The organism is Leclercia sp. Marseille-Q4284 (assembly GCF_916618945.1).
Classification (GTDB): Bacteria; Pseudomonadota; Gammaproteobacteria; order Enterobacterales; family Enterobacteriaceae; genus Enterobacter; species Enterobacter tamurae.
The window spans coordinates 1,271,133-1,290,052 of the sequence record NZ_CAKAKG010000001.1 but is presented as its reverse complement, the minus strand read 5'-3'; the positions used below and the strand labels follow the sequence as shown (position 1 = coordinate 1,290,052).

18 protein-coding genes, 1 pseudogene and 1 riboswitch are annotated in these 18,920 nt (G+C 56.8%); of the genes and pseudogenes, 10 read left to right on the top strand and 9 right to left on the bottom strand.

The features are described from left to right. Nucleotides 1–87 precede the first annotated feature (87 nt). The 3 genes from LG383_RS05980 to LG383_RS05970 form a co-directional block, all read right to left on the bottom strand. Nucleotides 88–681, bottom strand: coding sequence for a Slp family lipoprotein (locus LG383_RS05980; protein WP_225758555.1), 594 nt, complete (start codon nt 679–681; stop codon nt 88–90). A 37-nt stretch (nt 682–718) separates the two neighbouring features. Next, nucleotides 719–1,414: a tRNA (adenosine(37)-N6)-threonylcarbamoyltransferase complex dimerization subunit type 1 TsaB gene (tsaB, locus tag LG383_RS05975; RefSeq protein ID WP_106993277.1), complete on the bottom strand. Its 696-nt coding sequence runs from the start codon at nt 1,412–1,414 to the stop codon at nt 719–721. A 66-nt stretch (nt 1,415–1,480) separates the two neighbouring features. Continuing rightward, nucleotides 1,481–3,391: an ATP-dependent DNA helicase gene (locus LG383_RS05970; RefSeq protein ID WP_106993278.1), complete on the bottom strand. Its 1,911-nt coding sequence runs from the start codon at nt 3,389–3,391 to the stop codon at nt 1,481–1,483. A 127-nt stretch (nt 3,392–3,518) separates the two neighbouring features. Here LG383_RS05970 and LG383_RS05965 point away from each other — a divergent pair, with 127 nt between their 5' ends. Continuing rightward, entirely contained in the window at nt 3,519–3,863 is a 345-nt protein-coding gene (locus LG383_RS05965) for a RidA family protein (RefSeq protein ID WP_225758554.1), read from the top strand. Between the two features lie 5 nt (nt 3,864–3,868). Here the strand turns inward: LG383_RS05965 and LG383_RS05960 are convergent, their stop codons facing one another. Continuing rightward, complete coding sequence (locus LG383_RS05960) at nt 3,869–4,054, bottom strand: YoaH family protein (RefSeq protein ID WP_166182766.1); 186 nt, start codon at nt 4,052–4,054, stop codon at nt 3,869–3,871. A gap of 61 nt (nt 4,055–4,115) precedes the next feature. Between LG383_RS05960 and pabB the strand changes: the two genes are divergently transcribed. The 4 genes from pabB to LG383_RS05940 all read left to right on the top strand — a co-directional run bounded on the left by pabB (nt 4,116) and on the right by LG383_RS05940 (nt 9,355). Further along, nucleotides 4,116–5,468: an aminodeoxychorismate synthase component 1 gene (gene pabB / locus LG383_RS05955; RefSeq protein ID WP_225758553.1), complete on the top strand. Its 1,353-nt coding sequence runs from the start codon at nt 4,116–4,118 to the stop codon at nt 5,466–5,468. A gap of 3 nt (nt 5,469–5,471) precedes the next feature. Beyond that, complete coding sequence (locus LG383_RS05950) at nt 5,472–6,050, top strand: CoA pyrophosphatase (protein WP_106993282.1); 579 nt, start codon at nt 5,472–5,474, stop codon at nt 6,048–6,050. 183 nt (nt 6,051–6,233) lie between these two features. Continuing rightward, entirely contained in the window at nt 6,234–7,598 is a 1,365-nt protein-coding gene (sdaA, locus tag LG383_RS05945; protein WP_106993283.1) for an L-serine ammonia-lyase, read from the top strand. A 164-nt stretch (nt 7,599–7,762) separates the two neighbouring features. Then, nucleotides 7,763–9,355, top strand: coding sequence for an EAL domain-containing protein (locus tag LG383_RS05940; protein WP_225758552.1), 1,593 nt, complete (start codon nt 7,763–7,765; stop codon nt 9,353–9,355). On the opposite strand, the gene yoaE is transcribed toward LG383_RS05940, so the two are convergent. Beyond that, nucleotides 9,356–10,915 (bottom strand): TerC family protein, encoded by a 1,560-nt coding sequence (gene yoaE, locus LG383_RS05935; RefSeq protein ID WP_225758551.1) that lies wholly within the window; start codon nt 10,913–10,915, stop codon nt 9,356–9,358. It abuts the gene before it with no gap. Nucleotides 10,916–11,378: 463 nt separating this feature from the next. Between yoaE and manX the strand changes: the two genes are divergently transcribed. From manX to mntP, 5 genes are all read left to right on the top strand, one after another. Next, on the top strand, nt 11,379–12,353 hold the full coding sequence (gene manX / locus LG383_RS05930) for a PTS mannose transporter subunit IIAB (RefSeq protein ID WP_106993286.1): 975 nt from the start codon (nt 11,379–11,381) through the stop codon (nt 12,351–12,353). 46 nt (nt 12,354–12,399) lie between these two features. Further along, on the top strand, nt 12,400–13,197 hold the full coding sequence (locus tag LG383_RS05925) for a PTS mannose/fructose/sorbose transporter subunit IIC (protein ID WP_106993287.1): 798 nt from the start codon (nt 12,400–12,402) through the stop codon (nt 13,195–13,197). Between the two features lie 12 nt (nt 13,198–13,209). Beyond that, nucleotides 13,210–14,061 carry a PTS mannose transporter subunit IID gene (locus LG383_RS05920; protein ID WP_039030789.1) on the top strand — a complete coding sequence of 284 codons (852 nt, stop codon included), beginning with the start codon at nt 13,210–13,212 and terminating at the stop codon, nt 14,059–14,061. Between the two features lie 56 nt (nt 14,062–14,117). Further along, nucleotides 14,118–14,576 carry a DUF986 family protein gene (locus tag LG383_RS05915; protein ID WP_225758550.1) on the top strand — a complete coding sequence of 153 codons (459 nt, stop codon included), beginning with the start codon at nt 14,118–14,120 and terminating at the stop codon, nt 14,574–14,576. A 197-nt stretch (nt 14,577–14,773) separates the two neighbouring features. Further along, nucleotides 14,774–14,956, top strand: a riboswitch (yybP-ykoY riboswitch). A gap of 10 nt (nt 14,957–14,966) precedes the next feature. Next, nucleotides 14,967–15,530, top strand: a complete 564-nt coding sequence (gene mntP / locus LG383_RS05910) for a manganese efflux pump MntP (protein WP_106993561.1) — start codon at nt 14,967–14,969, stop codon at nt 15,528–15,530. Here mntP and rlmA read toward each other — a convergent pair. The 4 genes and pseudogenes from rlmA to LG383_RS05890 all read right to left on the bottom strand — a co-directional run bounded on the left by rlmA (nt 15,527) and on the right by LG383_RS05890 (nt 18,708). After that, a complete protein-coding gene (rlmA, locus tag LG383_RS05905; protein WP_106993290.1) occupies nt 15,527–16,342 on the bottom strand; it encodes a 23S rRNA (guanine(745)-N(1))-methyltransferase in 816 nt (271 codons plus the stop codon). The genes mntP and rlmA overlap by 4 nt on opposite strands. Nucleotides 16,343–16,405: 63 nt before the next feature. Next, nucleotides 16,406–18,124: a peptidoglycan glycosyltransferase FtsI gene (ftsI, locus tag LG383_RS05900; RefSeq protein WP_225758549.1), complete on the bottom strand. Its 1,719-nt coding sequence runs from the start codon at nt 18,122–18,124 to the stop codon at nt 16,406–16,408. 217 nt (nt 18,125–18,341) lie between these two features. Beyond that, nucleotides 18,342–18,551, bottom strand: a complete 210-nt coding sequence (cspE, locus tag LG383_RS05895) for a transcription antiterminator/RNA stability regulator CspE (protein WP_001062678.1) — start codon at nt 18,549–18,551, stop codon at nt 18,342–18,344. A gap of 12 nt (nt 18,552–18,563) precedes the next feature. Then, nucleotides 18,564–18,708: pseudogene (locus LG383_RS05890) on the bottom strand (DUF2627 domain-containing protein). Between the last annotated feature and the right edge of the window lie 212 nt (nt 18,709–18,920).

Genomic DNA, 18,920 nt, shown 5'->3' with positions numbered 1-18,920 from the left:
AGCGCGTCACTATTTATTTTTGTTATGGACATAAAAAAAACGAAACAGCGGCCAGGCCGCTGTTTCTTCTTCAGTCTTAACAGGGAGTTACTCTGTTACTACCGTCCGAACCTGAGCCGGTCCGGGACCGTAACCTGGCCAGCCGCCATAGCCGTAGCCATATCCATAGCGCCACGGATGCGGGCCCCAGTAGAAGGGATCGATCGGCTGCGGCGGCATCACCACCTGCTGCACTACCCGCCAGCGTTTATAGCCGTTGGCCTGCAGGGTCATAAATTTATACGGCGTGTTGCCAACTTTGCCCTGCTCCGTGCCGGTGATCGTACCGACGACGGTGATCAGCTGACCACGGAAATCCACCGGGTCGAGGAAACCGTTCACATCGGCATAGATACGCCCGCGCGAGGCTTCACCCAGCACCGGTCGCGCGCCGCTGTCCAGCGGAACGGTGGCGATTTCCAGACGGGTTTTCCCCTGCTGGTTCAACACCTCCACCACTTTACCGCCGAAGCGTGCTTCCTGGCCGACATACAGCTCCGGCGCGTTCATCACCCGGACCAGATCCTGCTGCGGCGTCGGGCTGCTGCCCTTGATCGCATCAGGGACAGAGACACATCCTGTTAATGCCAGGGCAAAGGCCCCGACGGTCAGCAGACGAACAACATATTTTTGAACCGCCATGATGCGACTCCTTTTTCTCAGGCTCTGATACTGAGATTCACTCCCGGCCCGGAAGTTTCTTCCACGCTACGGTGTTTCGCAAATAAACCGGCTCGGCCTTCTCGACCGCCACGGTGTTTCCTGCGGCCAGCAGCTGACGGGCGATAGGCAGCATATCTTCCGCGGCAGGCAACAACACGTTACCGTCCACCAGGGTCAGACCGCTGTCGTTGGCCATATCCGGCCAGGCCGGCCAGCCGGTGCCGACGGTTGCCCACTCACCGGAAAGCTGCTTCATGCGTTCGCCTGCTGCGTCCGGGGTGAGCACCGCTTCACTCTCTTCCCCGTGCCAGACGCCCTGCTCATCGCGGGTGTACTCGGCCCAGTAAACTTCGCCCATCCGGGCGTCGATGGCGGCCAGCACGCGGGTAGCACCGGTATTGCGCCAGGCACCCTCGGCCATGGTAGCAAGGGTCGACACGCCAATCATCGGCAGTTCGGCACCCAGTGCCAGTCCCTGGGCAATGCCAATCCCGATGCGCACACCGGTAAAGCTGCCCGGGCCACGGCCATAGGCCAGGGCATCGAGGTTATTCAGGGAGGTGTTGCCCTCGGTGAGGATCATCTTCACCAAAGGCAGGATACGTTGGGTATGTTCCCGGGGGCACTCTTCGAAATGAGCACAGAGTTTACCGTCGTTCCACAGGGCAACAGAGCAGGCCTCTGTGGCGGTATCAATAGCCAGAATTCGCATGTGTTGTCGCGCTCTCGCAAGGGTCAGTCACAAAAAGGCGCGCATTTTAACACATCCGCCAGTAAATTACTCCGCCTCAGACGCCGCCAGGAAACGCACTGCGCGATCGATATCCCGGGTACGCGGCGCCGGCGGCAGGCTGGCGATAAAAGTGGCCCCGTACGGGCGCATCACCAGCCGGTTATCGCAGATCACCAGCACCCCGCGATCGTCCACGTCGCGGATCAGGCGCCCCACCCCCTGCTTGAGGGTGATCACCGCGTCCGGAAGCTGCACCTCATCAAAGGGATCGCCCCCGCGCAGACGGCAATCTTCCATTCGCGCCTTCAGGAGCGGATCGTCCGGCGAGGTGAAAGGCAGTTTGTCGATGATCACCAGCGACAGGGCGTCACCGCGCACGTCCACCCCTTCCCAGAAGCTGCTGGTCGCCACCAGCAGAGCGTTGCCGGCGGTGACAAACTGCTGGAGCAGCTGGCCTTTGCTGGTTTCACCCTGCAACAGCACCGGCAGGGTCATGGTGGCGCGGAACTGCTCCGCCAGATCGCGCATCATGGCGTGGGAGGTACAGAGCATAAAGCAGCGGCCGTTGTTGGCCTCGATCATCGGCTTGAGCATCGCCGCCAGATGGCGGGCGGCGCCGGGCTGATTAGGCAGCGGCAGATTACGCGGTACGCAGAGCAGCGCCTGGGTGGCGTAATCAAACGGGCTCGGCAGCAGCAGGGATTTGGCCTCTGCGATGCCGAGACGTTCGGTGAAGTGGTGCAGATCGTCGTTCACCGACAGCGTAGCGGAGGTAAAGATCCAGCTGCCCGGTTTTTGCGCCATCACCTCCTGGAATTTATCGGCCACGGTGAGCGGCGTCAGGGCGAGGGTGAAATGGCGCGAGTTGCATTCGTACCAGTAGCTGTAGCCTGGCTGGTTAAACTCTTTCAGCCGTTTCAGGCGGGTGCGGTAGAGCGTGGCGCGCTCGAAGGCGGCATCCAGCAGTGCGGAACGGCCAAGGGAGAGCTTCGCCACGTCGTAGCAGAGCTCGAGGGCGTCGTCGAGCAGCAGCAGCGCCCGCTGAATATGCTGATCGGCCAGCAGTTCGCGCAGGTTGCCGCGATAGCCCGGATCGCCGAGCTGCATACGGAAATCCTGAGTGCTTTGCGCCAGCCGGTCGGCGCACTTCTGCAGCTGCTGGGTATCTTTCAGTTCGGTGCGGTAGGCGATAGTGAAATCTTTCGCCAGGTCCAGCAGCTGGCGGCTGGAGAGGGACTGACCGAAATACTGGCTGGCGATATCCGGGAGCTGATGGGCTTCATCGAAGATCAATACGTCAGCCTCGGGGATCAGCTCACCAAAGCCGCTCTCCTTCACCACCATATCCGCGAGGAACAGGTGGTGGTTGACCACCACCACGTCGGCATCCATCGCCGTTTTACGCGCTTTGACCACAAAACAGTCTTTGTAGAGCGGGCAGTCGCTGCCGAGACAGTTGTCATTGGTGCTGGTGACCAGTGGCCAGACGGCGGAGTCTTCGGCCACGCTGGCGCAGGTGCTGATGTCTCCGTCGAGGGTCTGGTTAGCCCAGGTGCGCAGGATGATCACATCGCTGAGCGTCTGCACCGGCAGATCGCCCCCGGCCAGCGCCTGCTGGTCGAGTCGTTCAATACAGAGGTAGTTGGAGCGCCCTTTCAGCAGGGCCAGACGACCTTTATACTTCAGGGCTTTAGCCACGGTAGGCAGGTCGCGGCTGTAGAGCTGATCCTGCAACGCCTTTGATCCGGTGGAGATGATCACTTTCTTTTTGGCACGCAGCGCGGGCGCGAGGTAGGCATAGGTTTTACCGGTGCCGGTGCCCGCTTCTACCACCAGCGGCCGGGCGCTGTCGATTGCCTCGGCTACCGCGTGCGCCATCTGACGCTGCGGTTCGCGCGGCTTAAAGCCGGGAATTGCCTTTGCTAACTGTCCGTCTGCTGCGAAATCGTCTGCCACTCTGCCCCCTGTATTTTTGCACAGGGGATTATGTCAGGCCACTCGCCCTGGCGCCAGTCGAGAGTGACGCAGGCAAAACAATATGGCAGTCTTGCCTGCTGAAACAGACACTCACGAGGAAACGTAAATGACAATTGTGCGCATTGATGCCGAAGCCCGCTGGTCAGATGTGGTGATCCACAACCAGACCCTGTACTACACCGGCGTCCCGGCCAATCTGGATGCCGAGGCTTATGAGCAGACCGCCAATACCCTGGCGCAGATCGACGCGGTACTGGAAAAACAGGGCAGCGACAAATCGCACATTCTGGATGCGACGATTTTCCTGGCGAACAAAGATGATTTCGCGGCGATGAACAAAGCCTGGGATGAGTGGGTGGTGGCAGGTCACGCGCCTGTACGTTGCACGGTACAGGCGACACTGATGAAACCGCAGTATAAGGTGGAGATTAAGATTATCGCCGCAGTGTAAGGGCGTTACTCTTCTTCATCCTCATCTTCAAAACGCGCCACGATCCGCTCGCCGGTATGGGTGGCGCGCAACTCGTTTGCCACCTGGGTAATGGCCTGCCCGCTGCTCATCCCCTGGGACATCAGCTCCTGAATACGCTCGACGGCCTTTTGCTGCTGGTCGTGGCTCAGTGAAGGTAAACCTGCAAACATCGTCAACTCCTGCTAAATTATCAGCGCTAATTATTTCACGCTGCCCGGTAGTCTACCACCCATGAACCCGTTATCCCCCACTGTTTTGACATTACCCTGGCACCCGGATGCCGCAGAATTCTGGTTTGCGCCGCTAAGCTCTCTGCCGTGGGCGATGCTGCTGCATTCCGGCCATGCGGATCATCCCTACAGCCGCTTTGACATTCTGGTGGCCGACCCGCGCACCACCCTGGTAACTCACGGGGCGGATACGCTGATTGACGGTGTTCACTCGGACGCCTGCCCGTTGAGTTTGCTTCAGCAGGCTATGGATGAGATGGGCCTGCCCTGCTCGCCGAACCGGGACCTGCCCTTCCAGGGCGGCGCGCTGGGGTTGTTCGGCTACGACCTCGGTCGCCGCTTCGAACAGCTGCCGGAACGAGCCGGGCGTGATATTACCCTGGCGGACATGGCCGTCGGCCTGTACGACTGGGCGATCGTTGTCGATCATCGCAAACAGCAGGTGTCGCTGGTCTGTCATGGCGACGCAGAAGCCCGGCTGGCGTGGCTCGAATCACAACGCGTGCCCGCTAATGCGCCCGCGTTCCGGCTGACCTCCGGCTGGCAGGCCAATATGTCCGCGGCGGAGTACCATCAAAAATTCGATCGCGTGCAGGCCTTTTTGCACAGCGGCGACTGTTATCAGGTCAATCTGGCCCAGCGTTTTCAGGCCCGCTATGAGGGCGACGAGTGGCAGGCCTTTACCCGGCTGAATGCCAACAACCGCGCCCCGTTTAGTGCCTTTTTGCGTCTCGAAGAGGGAGCTATCCTGAGCCTCTCACCGGAGCGGTTTATCCATCTGGCGGAGGGCGTCATCCAGACCCGCCCGATCAAAGGCACCCTGCCGCGCCTCGCGGATGCGGACGCCGATCGTCAGCAGGCGGAGAAACTCGCCGCCTCGCCGAAAGACAGAGCCGAGAACCTGATGATTGTCGATCTGATGCGCAATGACATTGGCCGGGTGGCGGAGCCGGGAAGCGTGCGGGTGCCGGAGCTGTTCGTGGTCGAGCCCTTCCCGGCCGTTCATCACCTGGTAAGCACCATTACCGCCCGGCTGCCGCCAACGCAGACCGCCTGCGATCTGCTGCGCGCCGCCTTCCCCGGCGGATCGATCACCGGCGCGCCTAAGGTGCGGGCGATGGAGATCATCGACGAGCTGGAGCCTCACCGCCGTAACGCCTGGTGCGGCAGCATCGGCTATCTCAGTCTGTGCGGCGGCATGGATACCAGCATTACCATTCGTACCCTGACGGCAGTGGATGGACAAATTTACTGTTCCGCAGGCGGCGGGATCGTGGCTGACAGCCAGGCCGCAGCGGAATATCAGGAAACCTTTGATAAAGTGAATCGTATTCTGCAACAACTGGAGCGCTAACTGGTGAATACCCACGATCTGACTCTCGACAATTTTTTATCGCGTTTTCAGCTTTTGCGTCCACAGGTGAACAGCACGTCGTTAAACCAGCGTCAGGCGGCGGTGCTGATCCCGGTGGTGCGTCGGGAGCAGCCGGGCCTGTTGCTGACCCGACGTTCCGCGCAGATGCGCAAACATGCCGGTCAGGTGGCGTTTCCTGGCGGCGCGGTGGACAGCACCGACGCCTCGTTAATTGCCGCTGCTCTGCGTGAAGCCGAGGAAGAAGTGGCTATTCCGCCGCACAAGGTCGAAGTGATTGGCGTCCTGCCGCCGGTGGACAGCGTGACCGGTTTTCAGGTGACGCCGGTGGTGGGCATTATTCCTCCCAACCTGCCCTATCATGCCAGCGTCGATGAAGTGGAGTCGGTGTTCGAAATGCCGCTCGCCGAAGCCCTGCGTCTGAGCCGTTATCATCCCCTGGATATTCATCGTCGTGGCCACGATCATCGGGTATGGCTCTCCTGGTATCAGCATTATTTTGTCTGGGGCATGACCGCGGGAATTATTCGCGAGCTGGCGCTGCAGATCGGCCTGAAACCTTGACTATACTTTACATTCGCCTCTTTTTTGCACCTTTGCGATCCGCCTCCCGCTATTAGTTAATTCCGCGTTGGCCATTAGTTTAATTCATGTGAATAGTTGAGCTGACGACGGGCTTCCCTCTTACACTATGCGAAGTTATTACATCGTTACTGGAAACCCGGTAACCCTGTCAGGAGTGTTAAAGTGATTAGTATATTCGACATGTTCAAAGTGGGGATTGGTCCCTCTTCTTCCCACACTGTAGGGCCGATGAAGGCCGGTAAACAGTTCGTCGATGACCTGGTCGAAAAAGGATTACTGGACAGCATTACCCGCGTGGCGGTGGACGTATACGGTTCACTGTCGTTAACGGGTAAAGGCCACCACACCGATATCGCCATTATTATGGGTCTGGCCGGAAATATGCCGGACACCGTAGATATTGACGCCATTCCGGCGTTTATCCGCGACGTGGAAACGCGCGGTCGTCTGTTGCTGGCGAATGGCCGGCAGGAAGTGGATTTCCCGCAGGACGACGGCATGCGTTTTCGCAGCGACAACCTCTCGTTGCATGAGAACGGGATGCAGATCCACGCCTTCAGCGGCGACAAAGTGGTCTACAGCAAAACCTATTACTCCATCGGCGGCGGCTTTATTGTCGACGAAGAGCATTTTGGCAAAGACACGGCGGGCGACGTGAACGTGCCTTACCCGTTCAAGTCAGCGAAAGAGATGCTGGATTACTGCCACGAGACCGGCCTGTCCCTCTCCGGCATGGTGATGCAGAACGAACTGGCGCTGCACAGCAAGAAAGAGATTGAAGACTATTTTGCTAACGTCTGGCAGACCATGCGCGCCTGTATCGATCGCGGCATCAATACCGAAGGCGTGTTGCCGGGTCCGCTGCGCGTACCGCGTCGCGCCTCTGCCCTGCGCCGGATGCTGGTCACCACCGACAAGTATTCCAACGATCCGATGAACGTCATCGACTGGGTGAACATGTTTGCCCTGGCGGTAAACGAAGAGAATGCCGCTGGCGGACGTGTGGTCACGGCCCCGACCAACGGTGCCTGCGGGATCGTTCCGGCGGTACTGGCCTACTACGATCACTTTATCGAATCGGTGAGCCCGGATATCTACATTCGCTACTTCCTCGCCGCCGGCGCGGTGGGTGCGCTGTATAAGATGAACGCCTCCATCTCCGGCGCCGAAGTCGGCTGTCAGGGTGAAGTCGGCGTGGCCTGCTCAATGGCGGCTGCCGGTCTGGCTGAGCTGCTGGGCGCCAGCCCGGAACAGGTGTGCGTGGCGGCAGAGATCGGCATGGAGCATAACCTCGGTCTGACCTGCGACCCGGTTGCCGGTCAGGTGCAGGTGCCGTGTATCGAACGTAACGCGATTGCCTCGGTGAAAGCGATTAACGCCTCCCGCATGGCGATGCGCCGCACCAGCGAACCGCGCGTCTCGCTGGATAAGGTAATCGAAACCATGTACGAAACCGGCAAAGACATGAACGCCAAATACCGCGAAACCTCCCGCGGCGGCCTGGCGATTAAGGTGCAGTGCGACTAATCCTCTGACTGCCCTGCTGCAACTTTCGTCTTTCATACCCCCTTCGCCCATCTGATACAGATGGGCGAATTTCATGCACTTTTCTCGTTACCTGAAATAATGACCACTACACTAGCTGAGTTGCCACGGGCATTGGCGCCAGTGGCTTTTCGGGTGGCCGTGGCATGCAAACAGCTCACAGGATAATTAAAAATTATCGCCGCAAACGGATTATCGTCTGCCTGGTGCTGTCCTTCTCCACTCTCATCTGCTCACTCATCATCGGCTTTATTTCGCAGCGTAATTTAAATCAACAGTCTACCGCCGCTTTCGTGTCGCATGCAGTTGAGACCCTGGATAAGATCCTGCTGCCGCTGGAGACCGGGCGCGACGTGGTGCAGCCGCTGATCGGCCTGCCCTGCGTGGAGGTCAATTTTTTACTGCGTAAACAGGCCGCCTCCCTGCAAACCGTGCGCTCGATTGGTCTGATCAAGGACGGTATTCTCTACTGCTCCAGCATGTTCGGAAACCGCGATATCCCCATCAGCCAGTTCCAGCCCCGGCTGCCCGCTTCTCAGCCTTTACTGCTCCTTACCACCGACCATGCCCTGCTGCAGGGCAGTCCGGTGCTTATCCAGTGGTATCCGGTGCCGGGCCAGGTCGATGATGGGGTGATAGAGATTGTGAATATCGATCTTATTGCCAGACTGCTGCTGGAGCCCCAGCTGCCCATTATCAACGACGTTAACCTCAGCGTCGGCGGTAAGCATCTGAACTATGACCGCCAGCTCTCGGATGCGCTGGTGTTTGACAGCGACGAGACGGTGTTTCAGCAGGCCTCCAGCAATTTCCCGTTCACCATCACGGTGAACGGCCCTGGCCCGACGGATCTGGCCCTGAGAAACCTGCCCTCACAGCTGCCCCTGGCAGTGATATTCACCATGCTGGTGGGCTATATCGCCTGGCTTGCCACCGCCAGCCGCATGAGTTTCACCCGGGAGATTAATTATGGGCTGGCTGCCGGAGAGTTTGAGCTGTTCTGCCAGCCGCTGATCGATGCCAAAAAGCAGGACTGCGTGGGGGTAGAAATTCTTCTGCGCTGGAATAACCCGCGGCAGGGGTGGATCGCCCCGGATATTTTTATCCCGCTGGCGGAGGAGCATAACCTGATTGTCCCCCTGACCCGCTACGTGCTGATCGAAACCGTCAGCCATCTGGCGATGTTTCCCACCGCGTCGGGGTTTCATATTGGCATCAACGTGGCGGCCAAACATTTTCGCGACGGGGTGCTTCTCCACGATCTTAACAGCGTCTGGTTCAGCGCCGAGCCCGCGCAGCAGCTGGTGATTGAGCTCACCGAGCGCGATACCCTGCTGGAGATGGATTACAACATTGTGGAGGCCCTGCATCAGAAAGGGGTCAAGCTGGCGATCGATGATTTCGGCACCGGCAACAGCTCGCTGTCGTGGCTGGAAAAACTCAATCCGGAAGTGCTGAAAATAGATAAATCCTTCACCGCCGCGATTGGCACCGATGCCGTTAACTCGACGGTGACGGATATTATTATTGCCCTGGCCCAGCGTCTGAACATTGAGCTGGTGGCGGAAGGGGTGGAGACCTGCGACCAGGCGAAGCATCTACGCCTGCACGGCGTCGAAATTCTGCAGGGATTCCTGTATGCGCGGCCAATGCCGCTGCGGGATTTCCCGCAGTGGCTGGCGGAGAGTTCACCTCCGCCAGCCTCTCACAACGGGAACATGATGCCGTCGTTACCCTGATTACTCGTCTTCGTCGTGGCCAGACTGCTCTTTAACAATGCGCACCAGGTCAACGCGGTAATCATTGGCGGTCACGATGGTTATCTTCAGCGGCGGCAATTCGAGCACATCACCGGCACGCGGGATCTGACCGTTAACGGCAATCACCAGACCCGCCACCGTCGCGATATCATCATCGTTGTTGGTCAGATGTTCCAGACCCAGCGTATGTTGCAGCGCATGCAGGTCGGTGGTGCCTTTTACCAGCCAGCCATCATTGTCGTTGATGATTTCCGGCGTTTCGTCAGCATCCGGGAACTCACCGGCAATCGCTTCCAGGACGTCCAGCGGCGTCACCAGACCCTGCACCACGCCAAACTCGTTGGTCACGATCACAAAGCTACCCCGGGCACGACGCAGCACGCCCAGCAGATTGATCGGGTCGAGGGTCTCCGGCACCACGATGGCAGGCGAGGCGGCCGCAATGGCTTCAACGTTCGCCCCCTCTTCCAGCGCCACCAGCATCTCTTTAGCACGCACAATACCGATGATCTCATCCAGCTCACCGCGACACACCGGGAACAGGCTGTGCGGGGAGGAGAGCAGCTGCTGGCGGATTTCTTCCACGCTCAGGCTGGCATCAACCCAGCTGATCTCACCGCGCGGGGTCATGATCCCGCGCAGGGAGCGCGAGGCCAGCGACAGCACGCCGTTGATCATATAGCGTTCTTCTTCCACAAAGGCGCCTTCAGGCACCGGCACCGGAGCATGGTTATCGTTGTCCTGCTGCGCTTTGGCTTCACGGCGGCCGCCCATCAGACGCAGAATCGCATCAGCGGTACGGGCACGCAGCGGCTGATTCGACTGCTGGCGAATAAAGTTGCGGCGGGCAATCTGGTTAAACATCTCTATAATGATCGAGAAACCAATTGCGGCGTACAGATAGCCTTTCGGAATATGGAAGCCGAAACCTTCTGCCACCAGGCTCAGACCAATCATCAGCAGGAAGCTCAGACAGAGCACCACCACGGTCGGATGCTCGTTCACGAATCGTGTCAACGGCTTCGAGGCGAGCAGCATCACCGCCATCGCAATGATCACAGCAGCCATCATCACCGGCAGGTGGTTCACCATACCGACAGCGGTAATCACCGCGTCGAGGGAGAAGACGGCATCCAGCACCACGATTTGCATGACCACCACCCAGAAACTGGCGTAGCCTTTGCCGTGTCCGTCGTCATGCTGGCGGTTTTCCAGCCGTTCATGAAGTTCGGTTGTGGCTTTGAAGAGCAAGAATAGCCCCCCCACCAGCATGATCAGGTCACGCCCTGAGAAGGTGAAATCGAAGACAGTGAACAGGGGTTTGGTCAGCGTTACCATCCACGAGATGACCGACAGCAGCGCAAGACGCATGATCAGCGCTAAAGAAAGGCCGATTAAACGTGCTTTATCCCGTTGTTTAGGCGGCAGTTTATCCGCAAGGATGGCAATAAACACCAGGTTATCGATGCCGAGAACGATCTCAAGTACCACCAGCGTGAGCAATCCCACCCAGATTTGCGGGTCCATTAAGAATTCCATGACAAGCTCCTGCTAAAGGAATGGCAAAACGGCGCCGCGACAGATGCGGGCGAAACGGTAGAAGGCGTAAACAGTGAGTGGCGAGAGTCGCCGGTAAGGCTGGCCAGAGTTGGCCGGATGTGTGACTGGCGTCGGTGACGGTCCATACAGTGGGCTACTGCCCAATACTCCTGACAAGTAAACGGACGCTAAACATATCAGAGACATGGGCTTTATGGCAAAGATTTACTTTCCTTTGCAAACAGATGTTTCAGCGCTTTTTTTGATCGCAGAAATATCTCATTGGCTTAGGCTAAATTACGGATCTTCATCACATAAATTATTTTTTCACTGTCTAAAATAAATCGCGTAAGTCTTAGTAAATTGAACTCTAACCCTTATCTGAATCGATTCGTTCTTTCGAAGATGATCTCTAATGTCCTGACTCATGATGGGCATTAACGATAATAAAAGGAGGTAGCAAGTGACTATTGCTATTGTTATAGGCACACATGGTTGGGCTGCAGAGCAGTTACTTAAAACCGCAGAAATGCTTTTAGGCGAACAGGAAAACGTCGGCTGGATCGATTTCGTTCCCGGTGAAAACGCCGAGACACTGATAGAGAAATACACGGCTCAACTCTCCAGACTGGATACCAGCAGCGGCGTATTGTTCCTTGTTGACACATGGGGTGGTAGCCCGTTTAACGCCGCCAGCCGCATTGTTGTCGATAAAGACCAGTATGAAGTGGTCGCCGGGGTCAATATTCCGATGCTGGTTGAGACCCTGATGGCACGCGACGACAACCCGAGCTTTGACGAGCTGGTGGCGCTGGCGGTCGAAACCGGTCGCGAAGGCGTGAAAGCGCTGAAAGCGAAACCGGTTGAGGTTGCGAAAGCTGCACCGGTTGCCGCCACTGCTGCCCCTAAAGCCGCCGCCCCGCTGAAGCCCATGGGCCCGAACGATTACATGCAGATAGGCCTTGCGCGTATCGACGACCGACTGATTCATGGTCAGGTTGCGACACGCTGGACCAAAGAGACCAACGTCCAGCGTATCATCGTGGTCAGCGATGAAGTGGCCGCTGATACGGTGCGTAAAACCCTCCTCACCCAGGTGGCGCCGCCGGGCGTGACCGCCCATGTGGTGGACGTCGCCAAAATGATCCGCGTCTATAACAACCCGAAATATGCGGGCGAGCGCATCATGCTGCTGTTTACCAATCCGACCGACGTTGAACGCGTTGTCGAAGGCGGCGTAAATATTACGTCTGTCAACATTGGGGGTATGGCGTTCCGTCAGGGTAAAACCCAGGTGAACAACGCGATTTCAGTCGATGAGAAAGATATCGAAGCCTTTAAGAAACTCAATGCCCGCGGTATTGAACTTGAGGCCCGTAAAGTTTCCACCGATCAGAAACTGAAAATGATGGATTTGATCGGCAAAGTCGGGAAATAACCCTGCGCTGATTTTCACATAAAGCTTATGTCATAGGAGAAGTACAATGGAGATTACCACTCTTCAGATTGTGCTGGTGTTCATCGTCGCGTGTATAGCGGGTATGGAATCCGTACTTGATGAATTTCAGTTTCACCGTCCGCTGGTTGCCTGTACCTTAATCGGCGCCGTTCTCGGGGATATGAAAACCGGTATCATCATCGGTGGTACCCTGGAAATGATCGCCCTTGGCTGGATGAACATCGGTGCGGCAGTGGCACCGGATGCGGCCCTCGCCTCCATCATCTCTACCGTTCTGGTTATCGCCGGCCATCAAAATATCGGTGCCGGTATCGCGCTGGCTATCCCGCTGGCGGCGGCAGGCCAGGTTCTGACCATCATCGTGCGTACCATCACCGTTGCGTTCCAGCATGCGGCTGATAAGGCGGCGGAGAATGGCAACCTGACGGCACTCTCCTGGATCCACGTCTCGTCCCTGTTCCTGCAGGCGATGCGTATCGCTATCCCGGCGGTTATCGTGGCGATTTCTGTGGGTACCAGCGAAGTCCAGAGCATGCTGAACGCCATTCCTGAGGTGGTGACCGGCGGTCTGAACATTGCCGGCGGCATGATCGTGGTGGTGGGTTATGCGATGGTCATCAACATGATGCGCGCAGGCTACCTGATGCCGTTCTTCTACCTCGGCTTTGTTACCGCGGCATTTACCAACTTCAACCTGGTGGCACTGGGTGTGATTGGTGCGGTCATGGCTATCCTCTATATCCAGCTGAGCCCGAAATATAACCGCGTAGCCGGTGGTGCACAGGTTGCTGGTAATAACGATCTTGATAACGAACTGGACTAGCAGGTGAGCGACATGGTTGATATGACTAAAACTACCCCTCAGAAAAAACTGACTCCAGGGGATATTCGTGGCGTGTTCATCCGTTCTAACCTGTTCCAGGGTTCATGGAACTTCGAACGTATGCAGGCGCTGGGCTTCTGCTTCTCGATGGTGCCGGCGATTAAACGTCTGTATCCGGAAAATAACGAAGCGCGTCGTCAGGCGATTAAGCGTCACCTGGAATTCTTTAACACCCATCCTTACGTTGCAGCCCCGGTACTGGGCGTAACCCTGGCGATGGAAGAGCAGCGCGCAAACGGGGCCGAGATCGACGATGGTGCCATCAACGGTATCAAAGTGGGTCTGATGGGGCCGCTGGCGGGCGTAGGCGACCCCATCTTCTGGGGTACCGTGCGTCCGGTCTTCGCGGCGTTGGGTGCCGGTATTGCCATGAGCGGTAGCCTGCTCGGTCCTCTGCTGTTCTTTATCCTGTTCAACGTGGTGCGTCTGGCGACCCGTTACTACGGCGTGGCCTACGGCTACCGTAAAGGGGTGGATATCGTTCAGGATATGGGCGGCGGCTTCCTGCAGAAACTGACTGAGGGGGCGTCAATCCTCGGCCTGTTTGTCATGGGGGCGCTGGTGAACAAGTGGACGCACGTCAACATCCCGCTGGTGGTGTCAACCATCACCGGCCAGGATGGCCAGACTCGCGTCACCACCGTGCAGACCATCCTTGACCAGCTGATGCCGGGCCTGGTTCCGCTGCTGTTAACCTTCGCCTGTATGTGGCTGCTGCGTAAGAAAGTCAATGCGCTGTGGATCATCGTCGGCTTCTTCGTTATCGGTATCGTGGGTTACGCTATCGGTCTGCTGGGTCTGTAAGTTTTACTGAATACACCGGGGGCATGTACGCCCCCGTTTTTTTATCCGGAGGATGAATGACGGTCACGGACATCGTACTGGTTGTCTTTATTGTTGCCCTTCTGGCGTATGCCATCTACGACGAATTGATCATGCCCCGCCGCCACGGCGCGACCCTGCTGACCATCCCCCTGCTGCGTCGCGGCCGCGTTGATGCCGTCATCTTTGCCGGCCTGCTGATGATCCTGATTTATAACAACGTGATGAGCCAGGGGGCTTTATTAACCACATGGTTATTATGCGCTCTGGCATTAATGGCGTTTTATCTGTTCTGGATGCGGGTGCCGAAAATAATCTTCAAATCCACTGGATTCTTTTTCGCCAATGTCTGGATAGAATATAACCGTATTAAAGAGATGAATTTATCGGAAGACGGCGTGCTGGTGATGCAATTAGAGCAGCGGCGCCTGCTCGTTCGGGTCAAGAATATTGACGACCTGGAGAAAATATACAAATTAATCGTTAAAATTCAATGAGATAAAATAATAGCACTGGCTATATTTTGACGATGAATTTATCCAGTCATATAGCCAAAGCTATATTCGATGATGTAATACACGTCATATTATTAACGTTATTTTCACATCAAAATCTAAATGAAAATCGTTATCATCAAGCCTGACGAATAATACTTTCCGGCTGTTGTTTTAACTTCTCAAAATATGTTAAGGTTGCGCCCGTCGTTGGGGAGTAGCCGATTTCCGGTATACCGGAAATGTACGTGTCAACATACTCGTTGCAAAACGTGGCACGTACGGATTGTTTCTGCGTCAGGCAGAGGGATCAGGCGAGACCATAGATGCATCAACTGCTGTTTACTGGGGGCAGTGATGTGTCATATGGATATTCCCGGTCTGGACGCGCTGATGAACCTCTCTGCAACCCTTCTTCTGGCCTTTGGTATGTCTATGGATGCATTTGCTGCTTCCATGGGGAAAGGTGCCACGCTCCACAAACCCAAATTCTCTGAAGCCCTGCGTACCGGCCTTATCTTCGGTGCGATTGAAACCCTGACGCCGCTGATCGGCTGGGGTCTGGGGATGCTCGCCAGCCAGTTCGTGCTGGAGTGGAACCACTGGATCGCCTTTATCCTGCTGACCTTTCTCGGCGGGCGTATGGTTATCGAAGGCATTCGTAATGATGTCGATGAAGACCAGCCCGTTCACCGCCACGGCTTCTGGCTGCTGGTGACGACGGCAATCGCCACCAGTCTTGATGCAATGGCGGTTGGCGTGGGGCTGGCGTTTTTGCAGGTGAACATCATCGCTACCGCGCTGGCGATTGGCTGCGCGACCTTAATCATGTCCACCCTGGGGATGATGATCGGCCGCTTTATCGGCCCGCTGTTAGGCAAACGCGCCGAGATCCTCGGCGGTGTGGTGTTAATGGGTATTGGGGCTCAAATCATGTGGAGCCACTTCGCCGGTTAACAGACGCGCTGCCAGCAGTGGATGCTAAAATCGGTCTGGCAGCTAAATAGTTCCTGTTTTGCCAGCGTCTCCCACACCTCCGGTTTTGCCCGCCACGCAAACGGCGTCATCTGTAACAGCGCCACCGCCTCTGTTCCGCTCAACGACATGTTATACGCCAGCGACTGCTCCTCCCGGAGCGCAAAACCTGCCAGCTGTTCTGAGTGCGGGGCATGCAGCAGAACGTCGCTGTAAATCAGCCCTTTCAGCTCCATCAGGTGACGCGGACCCGGCGTAACGGTAATCACCCAGCCGCCCTCTTTCACCACCCGGGCCAGCTCTTCCCCTTTGCAGGGGGCGTAAATGCGGATTACCGCATCCATGCTGCTCTCTTCAAACGGCAGACGGTGGCTGGACGCCACGCAAAAGGTGACCTGCGAATAGCGTTTAGCTGCGGCACGAATGGCGGATTTAGAGACGTCCAGACCAAAGGTTCCGGCACCCTTTGTCGCTGCAGTATCGGCAAAAGCGGCGGTGTAATACCCTTCCCCACAGCCGATATCAAGAATCGACGTTGCGCTATCGGGCAGTAAGGTCGCCAGCTTACCGGCGACTGCATCGCGCAGGGGCTGATAATGACCAGCGTCGAGAAAGGCTCTGCGCGCCTGCATCATCTCTGCGCTGTCGCCCGGATCGCGGGAACGCTTGTGCTGCACCGGGAGCAGATTGACATAGCCCTCTTTCGCCATATCGTACCGATGCCCCTGCGGGCAGGCGTAACTTTTATCCGTTTGCGCCAGCGGCGCGTGGCAAAGAGGACAGCAGAATGTCATGGGAACTCCGGGCAATCATAAAGGGCGAAAGTGTACCGCTAATCGCCCCGCTATAAAACGGCCTTAACGCATTACGATGAGATGGCTGGAATCGGCCGGTAAGCCGTCAGGTTTGATGTTTTCGATGCGCAGCACGTCACCCATTATCTGGCTGAACACCGGTGCCGAGACTGCCCCGCCATAATAGGCCCCGTTTTGCGGATCGTTGATCACCACCGCGAGGGCAAACACCGGACGGCTGGCCGGGGCCACGCCGGTGGTATAGGCCACGTATTTATCAACATAGTTGCCACCGTCATCAATTTTCTTCGCGGTACCGGTTTTCACCGCCACCCGGTAATCACGCACCGCCGCTTTAACCCCACCGCCGCCGGGCAGCGCCACGCTCTCCATCATGTGCTCCACCTCCTGCACAATGGATGCGGGCATCACCTGAGTGCCGATAACCGGCGGATCGATACGGGTGATGGAGAGCGGACGTTCCAGGCCATTGCTGCCAATGGTGGCGTAGACGTGGGCCAGCTGGAGCGGAGTGACCATCAGGCCATAGCCAAAGGCAAAGGTAGCGCGATCGAGCTGACTCCAGAATTTACGCTCAGGCAGCAGGCCGCTGCTCTCCCCAGTTAAACCGAGGCCGGTAGAGCGACCAAAGCCGAACCCATGATAGGTATCCAGCAGCCGCTGGATCGGCATCGCCAGCGAGAGGCGGGACACGCCGGTATCGCTCGATTTTTGCAGGATGCCGGTCAGCGTCAGCTCCGGGTAATAACCAACATCGCGGATGCGGTGTCCGGCCAGGGTGTAGGGATGGGTGTCGATAACGCTGTCCGGCTGCACCAGCCCTTGCTGCAGCGCGGTCATCAGCACCAGCGGCTTGACGGTGGAGCCCGGCTCGAAGGTGTCGCTGATGGCGCGATTACGAAAATCATTCAGCGTCGCGCCGTCACGGTTATTGGGATTGAAGTCCGGAAAGCTGGCCATAGCGAGGATCTCCCCGGTCTGGACGTTGATCAGCACTGCCGCGCCCGACTCCGCCTTGTTCCACGCCACGGCATTATCCAGCGCATCTTCGGTGATAGTCTGTAACCGCTCGTCAATGCTCAGCTGAATGTTATGGGCCGGAACTGGCGGGACTTCAGTAATATTCTCGATCACATGACCAAAGCGATCTTCGCGGACGCGGCGCAGGCCGGGCTTGCCGGTGAGCTGCGTGTTGAAACTTTTCTCGATCCCTTCGATTCCCTGCCCGTCGATGTTGGTAAAGCCGATCAGGTTGGCCGCCACGTGTCCGGCCGGGTAAAACCGTCGGGACTCATCGCGCAGGCTGATACCCGGCAGATGCAGTTTTTCGATCCACTGGGCCTGAGCGGGATCCACCTGGCGAGCCAGATAGATAAAACGTCCATGAGGATTGCTGTTGATCCGCGCGGCAAGGTTGCTGAGCGACAAATGCAGCGCACTGGCCAACGCCTGCCAGCGATCGTCATACCCGACCCCGCCTTTCGCCAGTACCGTTTGCGGATCGGCCCATACCGCCTGCACCGGCACGCTCACCGCCAGCGGCCGCCCTTCCCTGTCGACAATCATCCCTCTCGGGGCGTTAATAGCGACTTCCCGCAGTGAGCGCATATCCTCCTGCTTGACCAGCGGGTCCGGTTTAACAATCTGCAACCAGGCGACGCGCCCCAGCAGGAAGACCAGGCTGCCAAAGATGGCCAGACAGAGAAGGGCAAAACGTATTGGGGTGAAGTTTGCTGCGGGATTGAAGGGTTTCTTTTTCACCAGAGCTCCAGGGCTGAATAACAACGCCCTGATTTAACGGCAAATTTGCACCCTGATGGGGAAAACAATGCTAATACTCTCGCAGCTTTGCAACAAACTGCAAACAGAGACGCAGGTGGTAACACTTTGAAAAAAATGCATTAAAAAGCCCCGCACAGGCGAGGCTTTATCTCTGCAACTGAAACGTCGAAACGCTTCAGATTAGGCAGGTGTTCGATCAGATAGCGGTTACGTTAACAGCAGCCGGACCTTTCTGGCCGTCCTGAATTTCGAACTCAACGTTCTGGCCTTCAGCCAGAGTTTTGAAGCCGTTACCCTGGATTGCAGAGAAGTGTACGAACACATCTTTGCTGCCGTCAGCAGGAGTAATGAAACCAAAACCTTTAGACTCGTTGAACCACTTAACTTGACCTTTAATCTTTGCCATTTGCAAAATTCCTTAGAATGTTTTCTTCGCCCGCGGGCATTCACTGAGATAAAACTGAGACATTACTGCATGAGGCACTAATATAAGGTTCGGCAGAGAAGCGGTATTCAACGACAACGTGTTTACTCAGGACTTCTTTACTGAAAATGCCACACATAAACAGAACTGTACCTCGTTTGACCCAAACCGTGTTATCACACACAACTTAAATAATGGCAAGCCATTTTTAAACGTGTCTCGATCAGCCGCACAAATTCAGGGACTGATTTGCCACAATCTGCACAGTAATGCACTTACGTGTATACATAGCCCGTATGTTGCTCGATCAGTAACCGTCAGGGTAGACGCTGTTATCAAAGACTTTTTTAC